This is a genomic window from Enterobacter sp. PGRG2 (assembly GCF_030291195.1).
Taxonomy (GTDB): Bacteria; Pseudomonadota; Gammaproteobacteria; order Enterobacterales; family Enterobacteriaceae; genus Enterobacter_D.
In genome coordinates this window covers 2,817,606-2,833,548 of sequence record NZ_CP127837.1, presented here as the reverse complement: position 1 = coordinate 2,833,548, position 15,943 = coordinate 2,817,606, and the positions used below count along the sequence as shown (strand labels likewise).

The window sequence follows — 15,943 nt, the reverse complement described above, 5'->3', positions numbered from 1 at the left end:
AAGGCTTACTCAAAACATGGTAGATAAACGCGAATCCTATACGAAAGAAGACCTTCTTGCCTCTGGTCGTGGTGAGCTGTTTGGCGAAAAAGGCCCGCAGTTACCTGCACCCAACATGCTGATGATGGACCGTGTCGTCAAAATGACGGAAACCGGCGGTAACTTTGATAAAGGCTATGTTGAAGCCGAGCTGGATATCCATCCGGACATGTGGTTCTTCGGTTGCCACTTCATTGGCGATCCGGTGATGCCGGGCTGCCTGGGTCTGGATGCCATGTGGCAGCTGGTTGGCTTCTATCTCGGCTGGCTCGGCGGCGAAGGCAAAGGCCGTGCGCTGGGCGTGGGTGAAGTGAAATTCACCGGTCAGGTTCTGCCGACGGCGAAAAAAGTCACCTACCGCATTCACTTCAAGCGTGTGGTTAACCGTCGTCTGATTATGGGCCTGGCGGATGGCGAAGTGCTGGTCGATGGTCGCGTGATCTATACGGCAAACGATTTGAAAGTTGGGCTGTTCCAGGATACGTCTGCATTCTGAGTGCCCTGACAGGCGAAACCTCCGCCAGGCGGAGGTTTCTTACTAAAGAGACAGAATCAGGCGATTACTGTCCTGACCTCCATGGCTTCTCGCCAGCCTCCAAGCCAGTATGACCTCTGATTCAGCGTCTGGTAAGGACATAGTTCTTTTGAGCGTCCGGCAATACCAGCCTGATACCCACGTTGATGTGCCCGTTCCAGGCGATCTCGTTTTTGTCTCTTCATGCCTCGTTTCCCTCATATTTTGAGTCTGGTGGAAAAGAAAACAGTGATTACAAAATGCGCAATCACGCCTCTTTTGTAACGCGGATGAACAGCATCGTCAATGCACAAAATTCATACCATTGTCATAAATGTGAGATACACAGAACTTCATTTGTACAAAAAGTGTGAGACGGCACAAGTAAACGCCCGGAAAACCGACATAAAAAAAACCGCCAGTGCGTGAGCAAACCGGCGGTTTTTTAGGATTAATAGCAATCAGGGCAGACGGTTAAGTTCCCGCGCGATGTCGCCCGCTTCACGACTCCACGCCTCACCCAGCACTTTCACCATCGCATCGTAACCATCTTGCTGCTGCGTCATCTCGATATGGAACGGCCGCTTTATCAGCTGCCCCTGATGGTTGAGCAACCACTCGCCGCTGACAATCACCCGCCCATCATAGCGCCCGTGAAACCCTGTCACAGTCACGTTCAGCGTATCCTGCTCGTTGCCGAGCGGCGTCGAGGCGACTACCCAGCCAGGCAACTGCTGACTGAGGTTGGACACCAACGTCGTGCGCAGCTGCTGATCGAGCGGGCTGGCCCACAGGTTTTGCGTGCCGATAGCGTATTTTACATCGCTGGTCTGGTACACCACACCATTACCCGCCAGATAATCGGGCACCGAAACCTGCTCCACCCACAGCAGACGGTCGGCGCTACCGCTCTGGCGCTGCACGGTATTCTGTTGCGGCGTCGGCAACTGATAATAATTCGTCTCTTCCACGTTGCTGCTACAGGCCGCCAGCAGCAGCGTCACGGCGATGACTACTCCATTTTTCATTGTTTTGCCCTCTTAGGCTCAGGATCTTTTTTATCCTTCGCTTCAAATACCAGCGCATTGCTCTTGGTGTTCAGCGTTTTCAGTACCGGTTGCAGTTCACGCAGTACCTGATCCAGCCGCTGCATATCCGCCACCATTTTGTTGTACGCCGCCGATCCTGGCTGGAAGCCCTGCATACTGCGGTTCAGCTCGCGCAGGGTTTTCTGCATATCCGCCGGCAGTTGCTGCGCGGACTGGCTGGCGGTGATCTTATTGAGATTATCCAGCGTGGTTTGCAGGCGGCGCATGGTGCGCTGGGTTTCATTCAGCGAATTCGTGGCCTGCTCGATCATCGGGTTGAGCGGCAGATTGTTGATCTTATCCAGGGTATCCATCAGGCGTTGCTGGATCTGCGCCAGGCCGCCGCTCACGGTAGGAATAATTTCATAGCCGCCATAACGACGTACCCCGGTTACCGGCGGCGCTTTCGGATAGAAGTCCATATCGATATAGAGCGCCCCTGTCACCAGATTGCCGGTTTTCAGCGAACCGCGCAGACCGCTTTTCAGCAACTCATTGATATGGGATTTCATGTCCGGCATTTCGCCAAGCTGGCTGGCCAGTCGTTCCGGCTCAATACGCACCAGCACCGGAATGCGATAATCGTTGTCCAGCGCCTGTTCCATCCCCGGCATCATTGCCGGCACCTTGCTTACCGTCCCCAGACGAATGCCGCGGAACTCCACCGGTGCGCCCGCCTGCAGGCCACGGATGGAATCTTTAAAGAACATCAGGTAATCGATATGGTCGGTATAGAGCGATTCCTGGATACTGCGCTGATCGTCAAACAGCGTGAATGCGGTCTTTTCCGCTACAGGCGTGCCCAGGTCAATGCCTTCCGGCACATCAAAGCTGACACCGCCGCCAAACAGCGTGGTCAGCGATCCCATCTCAACGCGCATCCCGGCGGACGTCAGATCCACCGCAATACCGCTGTCTTTCCAGAAGCGGACGTTGCTGGTAACCAGACGATCGTTTGGCGCATTAATAAACAGCTGATAGCTGATGGTGCGCTTTTCCGAATCAAAAGTGCTGGTTTCAACCGAGCCCACGCGATAGCCGCGGAACAGCACCGGATCGCCCGGCGACAGCTGCCCCGCTTTTTTACTGTCGAGCAGCACGCGGATGCCCTTCGCATCCGGCGGCGCGAGCGGCGGCGAATCCAGCAATTTATAGCTTTCCGGCTGCGTCCCTTTACTGCCCGGCTGTAACTCAATATAAGCACCGGATAACAGCGTGCCCAGCCCGCTGATCCCCTCCCGGCCAACCTGGGGTTTCACCACCCAGAATACCGAGTCGCCATGCAGCAGTTTGCTCATATCCGCGTTCAACCGCGCCTTGATCTCCACGCGCTTAAGGTCATCCGCCAGGGTGGCGGATTCCACCACGCCGACGTTGATACTGCGGCTTTTGATGGTGGTTTTACCCGCTTCGATGCCTTCGGCATTGTTGGTGATGAGTGTCACCACCGGCCCCTGATGGCTGTAGTGGTAAAACAGGATCCATGCGCCGATAAGCGCGGTCACGATGGGAAAGATCCACACCGGCGACCAGCTTTTTACCTTTTGCACCTTCGCATCCCCACTTTTCGTCTCCATGTTTTTACTGCTCCTCATGGCTTGATTCTGCCTCGCGATCCCAGGACAGACGGGGATCGAAAGTCATTGCCGCAAACATTGTCATGATGACCACCAGCGCAAACATTAATGCGCCTGTTGCGGGGTATATGTTCATAAGGCCGCCGATGCGCACCAGCGCGGACAGCACAGCGATAACAAAAACGTCAATCATCGACCAGCGGCCGACAAATTCCACTACTTCATAAATCAGGTGCATGCGCTCGCCGTCACGCCTGCCGTGCCCTTTTGCGTCCCAGCACAGCCAGCCAAGCGCGATCATTTTGAGCGTCGGCACCATAATACTGGCGATAAAAATGACCAGCGCCACCGGATAGGATCCCTCCCCCCACAGCAAAATGACCCCCGCCAGAATGGTGGAGGGCATTTTATCGCCCAGCAGATCGGTGATCATGATCGGCAGAATATTAGCGGGCAGATAAAGCAGGACTGAGGTGATCAGCAGCGCCATTGTCCATTGCAGGCTGTTTTTGCGCCGCACATAACCGCGGGTATGACAGCGCGGACACTGGCGTAAATCCGCAGGCAAAATCGCGGTGCAGCACGGGCAGGAGCGCAGCCCCTGGCGAAGGCCAGTGACGCCCGTTTTAAGCGGCTGATCCACCGGCGGCATATGCGCGAGATCGTCCCACAGCCAGCGCCGGTCAACGCACTGAAAGGCACGCAGTTGCAGCAGACAGAACAGGCACCAGGGCACAAAACTGCTGCCGATGCCAATATCGCCGTAGGCCATCAGCTTCACAAAACTCACCAGCACGCCGGCGAGGAAAATCTCCGCCATGCCCCAGGATTTTAGCTGAAAGAATATCCGCGCCAGAAAAGCCTGTACGCGCCAGGGCAGCGTGACGCGGTTGACCAGCAACAGGATCGTCACCAGGCAAAACGCCGGTACCAGTTGCACAAACAGCAGGAAAAAGGTGCCGAGGCTGGCGTAATCTTCCGAAAACATCACGCGCGGAATTTCCAGCAGCGTCACCTCGCTGGTGATACCGGCGACCTTCATATTGACGAAGGGAAAGAGATTGGCCAGCAGCAGCATAAAGAGCGCCGCCAGCGAACAGGCGCTGGGACGCTGACGCGGTTCGGCCCATTTTGTGGTCAGGGTATGCCCGCAGCGAGGACAGTCCGCTTTATGACCGTCCTCCAGCGCGGGGAGTGCCACCAGCAAGTCACACTGAGAACACAAAATGTGCCGGGTGGCATGGTGGTGATCGCACATACGTTTATCCTGAATTACGCGCCGTTTTTAAGGGCCTCAAGGTATTCCCAACGCTCAAAAGCTTCTTCCAGCGCCTGTTCAGCCTGCGCCATATCGGCCAGTACTTTTTGCGTATGGTCATGAGGCTGGCTGAAGAATGCACCGTCAGCGACCTGTGCCTGAAGCGCGCTCAGTTCCGCTTCCAGCGTTTCCAGACGCTGCGGCAGCTGCTCAAGTTCGCGTTGCAGGTTATAGCTTAGTTTGTTACCGGCACGTTTAACAGTTTCTGCTTTAGGGGCCACCGCTTCGGCACTTTTTTTCGACGCTGACTGTTTATGCGCCAGCGAAGCCGCCTGCTGGCCGCGCGCGTCCTGGTAACCGCCGACATATTGACCGATACGGCCTTCGCCTTCGAAGATCCAGCATTCCGTCACGGTGTTATCGACGAACTGACGATCGTGGCTCACCAGCATGACGGTGCCCTGATAGCCATCGATTAACTCTTCCAGCAGTTCGAGGGTTTCCACATCCAGGTCGTTGGTCGGTTCATCGAGGATCAGCAGGTTGCTGGGCTTGAGGAACAGACGCGCCAGCAGCAGGCGGTTACGCTCTCCGCCCGACAGCGCGCGCACCGGCGTCATGGCGCGTTTCGGATGGAACAGGAAGTCCTGCAAATAGCCAAGCACGTGGCGTGGCTTACCGTTCACCAGCACTTCCTGTTTGCCTTCGGAGAGGTTATCCATCACCGTTCTGTCCGGATCGAGTTCCGCGCGGTGCTGGTCAAAATAGGCCACTTCCAGTTTGGTGCCGCAGTGCACGCGGCCGCTGTCAGCCTGTAACTGGCCGAGCATCAGCTTCAGCAAGGTAGTTTTACCGCAGCCGTTCGGCCCGATAAGCGCGATCTTGTCGCCACGCTGCACCTGGGCGGAAAAATCCCGCACCAGCACTTTGCCGTCCACGCCGTAGTTGACGTTTTCCATCTCAAAGACGATCTTGCCAGAGCGGGAAGCTTCTTCAACCTGCATTTTCGCGCTGCCCATCACTTCACGGCGTTCGCCGCGCTCGCGACGCATCGCTTTCAGGGCGCGCACACGGCCTTCATTACGGGTACGACGTGCTTTGATGCCCTGGCGGATCCACACTTCTTCCTGCGCCAGCTTGCGGTCAAATTCCGCATTCTGTAGTTCTTCCACGCGCAGCGCTTCTTCTTTCTCCAGCAGATACTGATCGTAGCTGCCCGGATAGGTCACCAGCTTGCCGCGATCCAGATCGACAATGCGCGTCGCCATATTGCGGATAAACGAACGGTCGTGGGAAATAAAGATGATGGTGCCGTTGAAGGTCTTGAGGAAGCCTTCCAGCCAGTCGATAGTTTCGATGTCGAGGTGGTTGGTCGGTTCGTCGAGCAGCAGCACGCGCGGGTTGCTGACCAGCGCACGGCCCAGCGCCGCTTTACGCAGCCAGCCGCCGGACAGCGAGGCCAGCGCCATATCCGCTTCCAGACCAATCTGCTCCAGCACTTCATTGATACGGTTTTCAAGCTGCCACAGGCCGTGGTGGTCCAGCAGATCCTGTAAGCGCGCCATCTCGTTAAGATTTTTTTCGCTCGGATCGGTCATCACCAGATGGGAAATCTCATGATAGGCCTTCAGGTATTCCGCCTGCTCCGAGATACCTTCCGCCACGAAATCGTACACGCTACCCGCTACATTGCGGGGCGGATCCTGTTGCAGGCGCGCCACCACCAGATCCTGTTCGTAGACAATACGCCCGTCATCCAGACCCAGTTCGCGGTTAAGGATTTTCATCAGCGTCGATTTACCCGCGCCGTTCCGCCCCACCAGACACACGCGCTCGTTATCTTCGATGTGCAGTTCGGTGTTATCGAGAAGCGGCGCATCGCTGAACGACAGCCAGGCACCGTGCATACTAATTAATGACATTTATTCTTCCTTCAGGCTGAGGTGATCAGCCAGCAATTGTGGATCTGACGGTTACGGGCGAAATCCTGCGACTGTGTTTTTTGCGTGATTTCTTGTGCTTTCAGTCCGAGCTCAGCCAGACCGTCGTGATCCATACGGAAACCGCGTTTGTTGTTCGAGAACATAATGGTGCCGCCTTTGCGCAGCAGACGTTTCAAATCTTTCATCAGGCGCAGGTGATCCCGCTGCACGTCAAAGGCATCTTCCATTCTTTTTGAGTTAGAGAATGTGGGGGGATCGATAAAGATCAGATCAAACTGTTCATCGGTATCGCGCAGCCAGGCCAGGCAGTCGGCCTGGATCAGACGGTGCGCGCGGCCGCTGAGATTATTCAGACGCAGGTTGCGCTCGGCCCACTCCAGATAGGTGCGGGACATATCCACCGTCGTGGTGGATTTCGCGCCGCCCAGCCCCGCATGCACGCTGGCGCTGCCGGTATAGGCAAAGAGGTTAAGGAAGTCTTTACCCTTACTCATCTGGCCTAACATGCGACGGGCGATACGGTGATCGAGGAACAGGCCGGTATCCAGATAATCGGTCAGGTTGACCCACAGGCGCGCGTTATATTCGCTCACCTGCATGAAGTCCCCTTTCTCGTTCATCTTCTGATACTGGTTTTTGCCTTTCTGCCGCTCACGGGTTTTCAGCACCAGCTTGTTCGGGGCGATACCCAGCACCGCGATAGTGGCGGAAATAATATCGAACAGGCGCTGACGGGCTTTCTGCGGATCCACGGTTTTCGGCGGCGCGTACTCCTGCACCACCACGGAATCGCCGTAACGATCGACCGCCACGTTGTACTCCGGTAAATCGGCATCATACAGGCGATAGCATTCGATGCCTTCCTGACGCGCCCATTTTTCCAGTTTCTTGACGTTCTTACGCAGGCGGTTAGCGTAATCTTCCGCCATCGACGCGCTGCCGCTGCTCTGCGCATCGGCGCTGGTCACGGCAATGGCGTAGTTTTTCTGCACGCAGTCCAGCGGGCCGTTTTTGGCTTTAAACTGGCGGTCAGCACGCAGTTGCAGACAGTTGAGCAGATCCGGCGAAGCGCTGAACAGGGATAAATTCCAGCCACCAAACTGACTTTTGATAGTGCGCCCCAGCATGCTGTGCAACGCGATCAGCGCCGGTTCGCTGTCCAGACGTTCGCCATAAGGCGGGTTGCTGAGGATGGTTCCGGTCGGGCCTTCCGGCAGCGGGTTGGTGAGTTTGGCGACGTCTTTCACCTCAAACGCGATCAGATCAGCCACACCGGCGCGACGGGCGTTGCTGCGGGCGCGCTCAATCACGCGGCTGTCGTTGTCGGAACCATAGAAACGCGAACCGTAATCCGCCAGGCCTTTACGGGCGCGTACCTGGGCTTCGGCTTTCACTTCTTTCCAGATGGCGTCGTCGTGCTGCGCCCAGCCGCCGAATCCCCAGTGCCCGCGATGCAGGCCAGGGGCACGGTCGGTGGCATACATCGCCGCTTCGATCAACAGCGTACCGGAACCGCACATCGGATCGAGCAGCGGCGTGCCCGGCTGCCAGCCAGATCGCATCACAATGGCGGCCGCAAGGCTTTCTTTAATGGGCGCAAGGCCGGTGCCGTCACGGTAGCCGCGCTGGTGCAGGCCTTCGCCGCTCAGATCCAGCGCGATATGCGCAGTATCTTTATTCAACCAGACGTTGATACGCAGATCGGGCTTTTCACGATCAACGTTCGGACGCTCCAGATTTTTACGCGTGAAGCTGTCGACGATGGCGTCTTTCACCTTGAGCGCGCCGTACTGGCTGTTACGAATGGTGTCGTTCAGGCCGCTGAAGTGCACGGCAAAGGTCGCGCCGGGGCTGAAAATCTCCGTCCAGTCTATCGCCTGCACCCCGAGATAGAGATCAAGGTCGCTGTACACCTTGCACTCGCTCATCGGCATCATGATGCGCGAAGCCAGACGACTCCACATCAGGCTCTGGTAGACAAGCCGGGTGTCCCCCTCAAAATGGACACCACCCTGAACCACCTGGACGTTTTGCCCGCCCAGGTTTTCCAGTTCAGTTTTTAACAGCTCTTCCAGCCCGCGGGCCGTACTGGCAAACAGAGAAATCATATCGTCACTTATTCACTTAGAAAATTGTTGCGCATTATAGCTAATCTCAACGCTATGTCATAAAGTTGAGCGCTTATTTCCAGATTCAGAAGAGGATGGCGTGGCAACCTTATCGCGGCTTTTTATTCATCCGGTTAAATCAATGCGCGGCACCGGTCTTACCCATGCGCTGGCGGACAGCAGCGGCTTGGCGTTCGATCGTATTTTTATGGTCACTGAACCCGACGGCACTTTCATTACCGCCCGTCAGTTTCCCGCGATGGTACGCTTCACGCCCGCCCTGCTACCCGATGGGCTGCACCTCACCGCACCCGATGGCAGCAGCGCGCTGGTGCGCTTTGCGGATTTTGACCCGCAACCACAACCCACTGAAGTCTGGGGCAACCATTTTACGGCCTTTATAGCGCCTGCGGCCATCAACCAGTGGCTGAGTGGTTTTTTCGCCCGCGAGGTCCAGCTGCGCTGGGTCGGCCCGCAGCCAACGCGAAGGGTAAAACGCTTTGAAAGCGTGCCGCTCTCTTTTGCCGACGGCTTTCCCTATCTGCTGGTCAACGACGCCTCGTTACGGGATCTCCAGCAGCGCTGTCCGGCAAGCGTGCAAATGGAGCAGTTCCGGCCCAACCTGGTGATCAGCGGCGCCGCCGCCTGGGAAGAAGACGGCTGGAAAGTGGTGCGCATCGGCGAGGTGATTTTCGATGTGGTTAAACCCTGTAGCCGTTGCGTATTCACCACCGTCAGCCCCGAGCGCGGGCAAAAGCACCCGTCCGGAGAACCGCTCACCACCTTACAGGGTTTCCGTACCGCACAGGATAATGGCGATGTGGATTTCGGCCAGAACTTGATCGCCCGCAACAGCGGCGTGATCCGCGTCGGCGATGAAGTCACGGTGCTGGCCCGCGCGCCGGGAAAAATCTATGGTGCAGGAAACGTTGCTGAAACGCTTAACGTCGATAAAGCGGATCCCTCAGGCGTCAGCATTGATTTTCAGGGACAGCAATTTACCGGTAATAATCAACAGGTATTACTCGAACAACTGGAAAGTCAGGGGATCCGTGTACCCTACTCCTGCCGGGCGGGTATCTGCGGCTGTTGCCGGATCCGTTTAGTCGAGGGGGAAGTCAGTGCGCTGAAACAGTCGGCAATCAGTGAGGATGGCACCATTCTGAGCTGTAGCTGCATCCCCAGAACGGCGCTGAAACTGGAACCTTAAACCGCCTGTTCGAGGCTGAAGCTGGCGGCAATCGGCTGCGGCTTCAGCCGGTCATTCATCACTTTGATGGCATCGCCAAGCTGCATGGTACGCCCGGCAATCACTACACCCGGCTGCGCCAGCAGACAGAGCGCGGCGTTATCGCCCGGCTCCACCACCAGCAGATTCACCTGCTCTGCGGTGTCGCTCAGCCAGACGCTGGCGGCTTCGCCCGGCAGCGGTGCCCAGCGGTCGTTATGTGCTAAAAAGTGCCAGCTTTTTGGCATCTGCGGTTTCAGAAAACGGATCGCCACCAGCGCATTCAGCACCAGCTCCGCCTGCTGTTCACGGCTCAGATCCAGATAGCGACACTTTTCTTCGAAAGAGAAATAGAGCGCGGCATCTTCAACGCAAAAACCGGTCGGCGAGAAGGCATCGGGGGTTAACATGCGACGGGGAAAACGGGAGCGAAATAACATGCCATTAGCCAGATCGAGCATCATACGATCGTGCTCTTCATCAAAATACCAGCGCCAGTTATCGTCAGGTTTAATTCGCATCTTCCTCTCCCGTCCGCAAGCATCCTGTTGCTTTTTTATCCATTTTGCCGCTTCGCTTATTGTGTAAATAATAAAAGACCACAATGTTTAAATAAGCAACAACGACGGAATATAAAACAACCAGGGCAGGAAATAAAGCCCTGGTTGTCATTTAGCGGGATAAACGTCAGATATGGGTGACAATTTCTTTAATCAGCGGCGGGCCTTTGAAAATAAAGCCCGAATAGATTTGTACCAGCGTTGCGCCGGCTGCCATTTTTTCCCTGGCGGCGATCACCGAATCGATTCCGCCGACGCCAATAATCGGCAGACGGCCATTCAGCTCAAGCGCTAAACGCCTGATAATTTCTGTGCTTTTTAATTGCAACGGACGGCCGCTTAACCCACCCGTTTCATCGCCATGCTTCATGCCCTGCACCAGCGATCGTTCCAGCGTAGTATTGGTGGCAATAACACCATCAATATTATGGCGAACTAAACTATCAGCCACCTGGATCAATTCTTCTTCGCTCAGATCGGGAGCAATCTTGACTGCCACCGGAACATATTTGTGATGGATATTCTGCAATTCGCTTTGCTTATTTTTGATAGCCAGCAGCAAATCATCCAGTGCTTCGCCATATTGCAGTGAACGCAAACCAGGTGTGTTAGGCGAGGAAATATTAATCGCGATATACCCGGCATAAGCATAGACTTTCTCCATGCAAATCAGGTAGTCATCCTTCCCCTGCTCCACCGGCGTGTCTTTATTTTTGCCGATATTAATACCCAGCACGCCGTCAAAATGCGCCTTTTTAACGTTCTCCACCAGGTTATCAACGCCCAGGTTATTAAAGCCCATGCGGTTGATTAATCCCTCGGCTTCAACGAGGCGGAAAATACGCGGTTTATCGTTACCCGGCTGTGGACGCGGTGTCACGGTGCCAATTTCAATTGCGCCAAATCCCATCGCGCCGAACGCATCAATACATTCACCATTCTTATCAAGACCCGCCGCCAGGCCAAGCGGATTCTTGAAGGTCAGCCCCATGCAGGTGACGGGTTTTACCGGCACATTCTGGCGCACCAGTGCTTCAAATGGCGTACCGGACACCCGGCGTAATTGCTGAAAGGTCACTTCATGAGCGCGCTCAGGATCGAGCTGAAAAAGGGCTTTACGAACGAAGGGGTAGTACATGAACTCTCCTGGATTCCCGGTGTGCAAACCGGGGGCGTATTATGTTTCATCCCGCGGCGAAAGGGAATTGACCTGCGGCAAAAAAAACCGCAAAAGCGCAAACGTTTACCTGCTCATCTCTTCTTATGCCGTTTTTTGGCAATTCTTGTTCAGATAAATCATTTAGTGGAATAAAAACACTCTGGCAAATTGTTATCAATGTTAGATAAAAGCAAACATTTGGTTATAAGGAGTCAGTATGCGTGTAGTGACATTAGCGGGAAGCCCGCGTTTCCCCTCGCGCTCCAGCGCCCTGCTGGAATACGCCCGCGAAAGCTTAAGCGACCAGGGGATAGAGGTCTGCCACTGGCATCTGCATAACTTCGAGCCGGAAGATCTGCTCTACGCGCGTTTTGACAGCCCGGCGCTGCTGGCGCTGAACGAACAGTTAACGGATGCTGATGGACTGATTGTCGCCACGCCCATCTATAAAGCCTCGTTTTCCGGCGCGCTAAAAACGCTGCTGGATCTGCTGCCGGAGCGCGCGCTGGCGGGGAAAGTCGTGTTGCCGCTGGCGACCGGCGGCAGCATCGCCCACATGCTGGCGGTGGATTACGCCCTGAAACCGGTCCTGAGCGCCCTGCGCGCGCAGGAAATTTTGCAGGGGGTGTTCGCTGATGATAGCCAGATCGCCGATTACCAGCATAAAGCCACCTTCAGCCCACATTTGCAGGTCCGCCTTGATAGCGCGCTGGAGACCTTCACCCAGGCACTGCACCGCCTTGAGCCTAAAGCCCCGTCGATCAGCGACACGCAAGGAGTCGTCCATGTTTAACCTTTTCAAATCCCGCGCCCAGTGGCTGGCGCTCAGCGGCATGTTAACGCTCTCCGCCTGGTCGCAGGCGGCGGAAACGGCCCCGGACGCGCTGCGCATTGGCTATCAAAAAGGCAGCGTCAGCATGGTGCTGGCGAAAAATCATCAGCTGCTGGAAAAACGTTACCCGGACACCAAAATTTCCTGGGTGGAGTTCCCTGCCGGTCCGCAGATGCTGGAAGCCCTGAATATTGGCAGTATTGACCTGGGCAGTACCGGCGATATTCCACCCATTTTTGCCCAGGCCGCCGGAGCCGATCTGCTCTATGTCGGCGTTGAGCCGCCAAAGCCGAAAGCCGAGGTGATCCTCGTACCGGAAAATAGCCCGATTAAAACCGTTGCCGATCTGAAAGGCCATAAGGTCGCGTTCCAGAAAGGTTCCAGTTCCCACAACCTGCTGTTGCGTGCCCTGCAACAGGCAGGCCTGAAATTTACCGATATACAGCCAACCTATCTGACGCCTGCCGATGCGCGCGCCGCGTTTTCGCAGGGCAATGTGGACGCCTGGGCCATCTGGGATCCCTACTATTCCGCAGCCCTGTTACAGGGTGGCGTGCGGGTGCTGAAAGACGGCACCGATTTGAAGCAGACAGGTTCGTTTTATCTCGCCTCCCGTCCCTATGCTGAAAAAAATGGCGCTTTTATTCAGGGCGTTCTGGATACCTTCAGCGAAGCAGATGCGTTAACCCTCAGCCAGCGCGAGGCCAGCATCAGCTTACTGGCGAAAACCATGGGGCTGCCTGAGCCGGTGATCGCCACCTATTTTGACCACCGTCCGCCGACGCGCATTTCGCCGGTCAACGACGCCACGGCCGCCCTGCAACAGCAGACCGCCGATCTGTTTTATCAGAACCGCCTTGTCCCGAAACAGGTGGATATCCGCACCCGCATCTGGCATCCGGCCACTACTCAAGGAGCTAAATCATGAGCCTGAATCTGTTCTGGTTTTTACCGACCCACGGCGATGGCCACTATCTTGGCACTGAACATGCCGCCCGCCCGGTCGATCATGGTTATTTGCAGCAGATCGCCCAGGCGGCTGACCGCATCGGTTTTAGCGGCGTGCTGATCCCGACGGGTCGCTCCTGTGAAGATGCGTGGCTGGTGGCGGCATCGCTGATCCCGGTAACACAACGGCTGAAGTTTCTGGTGGCGTTGCGCCCGAGCGTCACCTCCCCTACTGTGGCGGCACGTCAGGCGGCAACGCTGGATCGCCTCTCCAATGGCCGGGCGCTGTTCAACCTGGTGACCGGCAGCGATCCGCAGGAGCTGGCCGCCGATGGCGTGTTCCTCGATCACACCGAACGCTATGAAGCCTCGGCAGAATTCACCCATGTCTGGCGGCGTCTGCTGGAGGGCGACACCGTGGACTATCACGGCAAGCATATCCATGTGCGTGGCGCAAAACTCTTCTTCCCGCCGGTGCAACAGCCGCGTCCACCGCTCTATTTCGGTGGCTCGTCAGATGTGGCGCAGGATCTGGCAGCCGAGCAGGTTGATCTTTATCTCACCTGGGGCGAACCGCCGGAACTGGTGAAAGAGAAAATCGAGCAGGTGCGCGCCAAAGCGGCGGCACGCGGGCGCAGCGTGCGTTTTGGCATCCGCCTGCATGTGATTGTGCGTGAAACCAACGAAGAAGCCTGGCAGGCGGCGGATCGGCTGATCTCCCATCTGGACGATGAAACCATCGCCATCGCCCAGGCGGCCTTTGCCCGTCAGGATTCGGTTGGTCAACAGCGCATGGCGGCGCTGCATAACGGCAGACGCGAAAATCTGGAAATCAGCCCGAACCTGTGGGCGGGCGTGGGTCTGGTACGCGGCGGCGCGGGTACGGCGCTGGTGGGCGATGGTCCGACGGTGGCGGCGCGTATTAATGAATACGCCGCGCTGGGCATCGACAGCTTTATCCTCTCCGGCTATCCGCATCTGGAGGAAGCCTACAAAGTGGGCGAACTGCTGTTCCCGCATCTGGATGTCGCCATTCCCGCCGTACCGCAGCCACGCCAGTTACAGGCGCAGGGCGAAGCGGTGGCGAATGATTACATTCCGCGCAACGTTTCACAGAGTTAAGGAGGCGCTATGTCCGACTCGTCCCGTCAGTGGCTGCTGCGCGCCGCGCCCTGGTTTTTACCGGTAGCCGTGGTGGTGATCTGGCAGATTGCCTCATCAACCGGCTGGCTCTCCACCCGCATTCTGCCCTCGCCGGAGGGCGTGGTGGAAGCATTCTGGTCGCTCTCCGCCAGCGGCGAGCTGTGGCAGCATTTGGCTATCAGTTCATGGCGGGCGCTGATTGGCTTCTCCATCGGCGGGTCGATCGGCCTGACGCTGGGGTTGATCAGCGGCCTGTCGCGCTGGGGAGAAAGGCTGCTGGATACTTCGGTACAGATGCTGCGTAACGTGCCGCATCTGGCGCTGATCCCGCTGGTGATCCTGTGGTTTGGTATCGACGAGAGCGCCAAAATTTTCCTCGTCGCCCTCGGGACGCTGTTCCCCATTTATATCAATACCTGGCACGGCATCCGCAATATCGACCGGGGTCTGGTGGAGATGGCCCGCAGTTACGGGCTGTCCGGTTTCGCGCTTTTTGCCCATGTGATCCTGCCCGGCGCCCTGCCGTCGATTCTGGTTGGTGTGCGTTTTGCGCTGGGCCTGATGTGGCTGACGCTGATCGTGGCGGAAACCATTTCGGCGAACGCCGGGATCGGTTATCTGGCGATGAACGCCCGTGAGTTTTTGCAGACCGATGTGGTGGTGGTCGCCATCATTCTTTATGCCGTGCTGGGCAAACTGGCAGATCTGAGCGCGCAGTTGCTGGAACGCGTCTGGTTACGCTGGAACCCGGCCTATTCTGTGAAGGAGTGATCTATGAATACTGCGCGCCTTAATCGCGGTACGCCGCTGGTGCTCAACGGCGTCACTAAACGCTACGGCCAGAACACCATTCTCAATGGCCTGGATCTGCACATTCCTGCCGGGCAGTTTGTTGCGGTGGTCGGACGCAGCGGCGGCGGCAAAAGTACGCTGTTACGCCTGCTGGCCGGGCTGGAAAAACCGCAAAGCGGCGAAATCCTCGCCGGATCCACGCCGCTGGCGCAGATTCAGGACGACACGCGAATGATGTTCCAGGATGCGCGTCTGCTGCCGTGGAAATCGGTCATTGATAACGTTGGCCTTGGCCTGAAGGGCGACTGGCGCGACGCGGCCCGTCAGTCGCTGGCGGCGGTTGGCCTTGAAGATCGCGCGACCGAGTGGCCAGCGGCGCTCTCGGGCGGTCAAAAACAGCGCGTGGCGCTGGCGCGGGCGCTGATCCACAAACCGGGTTTGCTGTTGCTGGACGAACCGCTGGGCGCGCTGGATGCGCTGACCCGGCTGGAAATGCAGGCGCTGATCGAATCGCTGTGGCAATCCCAGGGCTTCACCGTATTGCTGGTGACTCACGATGTCAGCGAGGCGGTGGCGATGGCCGATCGCGTCCTGCTGATTGAAGACGGAAAAATCGGGCTGGATCTGACGGTGGATATCCCGCGTCCGCGCAGGCTCGGCTCGGTGCGGCTGGCTGAACTGGAATCAGAAGTGCTGGATCGGGTGATGAAACGCATTGATGCGCCGGTAAGAGCAGTAAAAACAGGGTGAAGGA

At 56.9% G+C, this 15,943-nt stretch carries 15 protein-coding genes; 7 read left to right on the top strand and 8 right to left on the bottom strand.

Annotation, left to right across the window (positions count from 1 at the left end; translation table 11 throughout):
• Positions 1-16 precede the first annotated feature (16 nt).
• Positions 17-535, top strand: a complete 519-nt coding sequence (gene fabA / locus QRD42_RS12465) for a bifunctional 3-hydroxydecanoyl-ACP dehydratase/trans-2-decenoyl-ACP isomerase (protein WP_072568065.1) — start codon at positions 17-19, stop codon at positions 533-535.
• A 56-nt stretch (positions 536-591) separates the two neighbouring features.
• Here fabA and rmf read toward each other — a convergent pair whose 3' ends face one another.
• From rmf to rlmKL, 6 genes are all read right to left on the bottom strand, one after another.
• Positions 592-759, bottom strand: coding sequence for a ribosome modulation factor (rmf, locus tag QRD42_RS12460; protein ID WP_072568064.1), 168 nt, complete (start codon positions 757-759; stop codon positions 592-594).
• Between the two features lie 255 nt (positions 760-1,014).
• A complete protein-coding gene (gene pqiC, locus QRD42_RS12455; protein WP_321987254.1) occupies positions 1,015-1,581 on the bottom strand; it encodes a membrane integrity-associated transporter subunit PqiC in 567 nt (188 codons plus the stop codon).
• A complete protein-coding gene (gene pqiB / locus QRD42_RS12450) occupies positions 1,578-3,218 on the bottom strand; it encodes an intermembrane transport protein PqiB (protein ID WP_318364407.1) in 1,641 nt (546 codons plus the stop codon). Before pqiB ends, pqiC begins: the two co-directional genes overlap by 4 nt.
• Positions 3,219-3,222: 4 nt before the next feature.
• On the bottom strand, positions 3,223-4,476 hold the full coding sequence (pqiA, locus tag QRD42_RS12445) for a membrane integrity-associated transporter subunit PqiA (protein WP_321987253.1): 1,254 nt from the start codon (positions 4,474-4,476) through the stop codon (positions 3,223-3,225).
• 14 nt (positions 4,477-4,490) lie between these two features.
• Positions 4,491-6,398, bottom strand: a complete 1,908-nt coding sequence (locus tag QRD42_RS12440) for an ABC transporter ATP-binding protein (RefSeq protein WP_318376023.1) — start codon at positions 6,396-6,398, stop codon at positions 4,491-4,493.
• Between the two features lie 11 nt (positions 6,399-6,409).
• On the bottom strand, positions 6,410-8,527 hold the full coding sequence (gene rlmKL / locus QRD42_RS12435; protein WP_318364410.1) for a bifunctional 23S rRNA (guanine(2069)-N(7))-methyltransferase RlmK/23S rRNA (guanine(2445)-N(2))-methyltransferase RlmL: 2,118 nt from the start codon (positions 8,525-8,527) through the stop codon (positions 6,410-6,412).
• Between the two features lie 100 nt (positions 8,528-8,627).
• On the opposite strand from rlmKL, the gene QRD42_RS12430 reads away from it, so the two are divergent.
• Positions 8,628-9,737, top strand: coding sequence for a YcbX family protein (locus QRD42_RS12430; protein ID WP_321987252.1), 1,110 nt, complete (start codon positions 8,628-8,630; stop codon positions 9,735-9,737).
• Here QRD42_RS12430 and zapC read toward each other — a convergent pair.
• Complete coding sequence (zapC, locus tag QRD42_RS12425) at positions 9,734-10,276, bottom strand: cell division protein ZapC (RefSeq protein WP_321987251.1); 543 nt, start codon at positions 10,274-10,276, stop codon at positions 9,734-9,736. The two genes, QRD42_RS12430 and zapC, sit on opposite strands and share 4 nt — an antisense overlap.
• Positions 10,277-10,442: 166 nt before the next feature.
• Positions 10,443-11,453, bottom strand: coding sequence for a quinone-dependent dihydroorotate dehydrogenase (gene pyrD / locus QRD42_RS12420; protein ID WP_318364413.1), 1,011 nt, complete (start codon positions 11,451-11,453; stop codon positions 10,443-10,445).
• Positions 11,454-11,691: 238 nt separating this feature from the next.
• Between pyrD and ssuE the strand changes: the two genes are divergently transcribed.
• Genes ssuE through ssuB form a run of 5 tightly spaced genes read left to right on the top strand, consistent with a single transcriptional unit; the run spans position 11,692 to position 15,939 of the window.
• On the top strand, positions 11,692-12,267 hold the full coding sequence (gene ssuE, locus QRD42_RS12415) for an NADPH-dependent FMN reductase (RefSeq protein ID WP_321987250.1): 576 nt from the start codon (positions 11,692-11,694) through the stop codon (positions 12,265-12,267).
• On the top strand, positions 12,260-13,234 hold the full coding sequence (locus tag QRD42_RS12410) for a sulfonate ABC transporter substrate-binding protein (protein ID WP_072568054.1): 975 nt from the start codon (positions 12,260-12,262) through the stop codon (positions 13,232-13,234). The genes ssuE and QRD42_RS12410 overlap by 8 nt, the downstream gene beginning before the upstream one ends.
• Complete coding sequence (ssuD, locus tag QRD42_RS12405; RefSeq protein WP_321987249.1) at positions 13,231-14,376, top strand: FMNH2-dependent alkanesulfonate monooxygenase; 1,146 nt, start codon at positions 13,231-13,233, stop codon at positions 14,374-14,376. Before QRD42_RS12410 ends, ssuD begins: the two co-directional genes overlap by 4 nt.
• A 9-nt stretch (positions 14,377-14,385) precedes the next feature.
• Positions 14,386-15,168: an aliphatic sulfonate ABC transporter permease SsuC gene (gene ssuC, locus QRD42_RS12400; protein ID WP_318376028.1), complete on the top strand. Its 783-nt coding sequence runs from the start codon at positions 14,386-14,388 to the stop codon at positions 15,166-15,168.
• Positions 15,169-15,171: 3 nt separating this feature from the next.
• Complete coding sequence (gene ssuB / locus QRD42_RS12395) at positions 15,172-15,939, top strand: aliphatic sulfonates ABC transporter ATP-binding protein (protein ID WP_072568051.1); 768 nt, start codon at positions 15,172-15,174, stop codon at positions 15,937-15,939.
• Positions 15,940-15,943: the final 4 nt, after the last annotated feature.

Excerpts from the sequence above, each read along its gene's own strand:
- fabA (WP_072568065.1), top strand. The coding sequence starts at position 17 with ATGGTAGATAAACGCGAATCCTATACGAAAGAAGACCTTCTTGCCTCT.
- rmf (WP_072568064.1), bottom strand. The coding sequence starts at position 759 with ATGAAGAGACAAAAACGAGATCGCCTGGAACGGGCACATCAACGTGGG.
- pqiC (WP_321987254.1), bottom strand. The coding sequence starts at position 1,581 with ATGAAAAATGGAGTAGTCATCGCCGTGACGCTGCTGCTGGCGGCCTGT.
- pqiB (WP_318364407.1), bottom strand. The coding sequence starts at position 3,218 with ATGGAGACGAAAAGTGGGGATGCGAAGGTGCAAAAGGTAAAAAGCTGG.
- pqiA (WP_321987253.1), bottom strand. The coding sequence starts at position 4,476 with ATGTGCGATCACCACCATGCCACCCGGCACATTTTGTGTTCTCAGTGT.
- QRD42_RS12440 (WP_318376023.1), bottom strand. The coding sequence starts at position 6,398 with ATGTCATTAATTAGTATGCACGGTGCCTGGCTGTCGTTCAGCGATGCG.
- rlmKL (WP_318364410.1), bottom strand. The coding sequence starts at position 8,527 with ATGATTTCTCTGTTTGCCAGTACGGCCCGCGGGCTGGAAGAGCTGTTA.
- zapC (WP_321987251.1), bottom strand. The coding sequence starts at position 10,276 with ATGCGAATTAAACCTGACGATAACTGGCGCTGGTATTTTGATGAAGAG.
- pyrD (WP_318364413.1), bottom strand. The coding sequence starts at position 11,453 with ATGTACTACCCCTTCGTTCGTAAAGCCCTTTTTCAGCTCGATCCTGAG.
- ssuE (WP_321987250.1), top strand. The coding sequence starts at position 11,692 with ATGCGTGTAGTGACATTAGCGGGAAGCCCGCGTTTCCCCTCGCGCTCC.
- QRD42_RS12410 (WP_072568054.1), top strand. The coding sequence starts at position 12,260 with ATGTTTAACCTTTTCAAATCCCGCGCCCAGTGGCTGGCGCTCAGCGGC.
- ssuD (WP_321987249.1), top strand. The coding sequence starts at position 13,231 with ATGAGCCTGAATCTGTTCTGGTTTTTACCGACCCACGGCGATGGCCAC.
- ssuC (WP_318376028.1), top strand. The coding sequence starts at position 14,386 with ATGTCCGACTCGTCCCGTCAGTGGCTGCTGCGCGCCGCGCCCTGGTTT.
- ssuB (WP_072568051.1), top strand. The coding sequence starts at position 15,172 with ATGAATACTGCGCGCCTTAATCGCGGTACGCCGCTGGTGCTCAACGGC.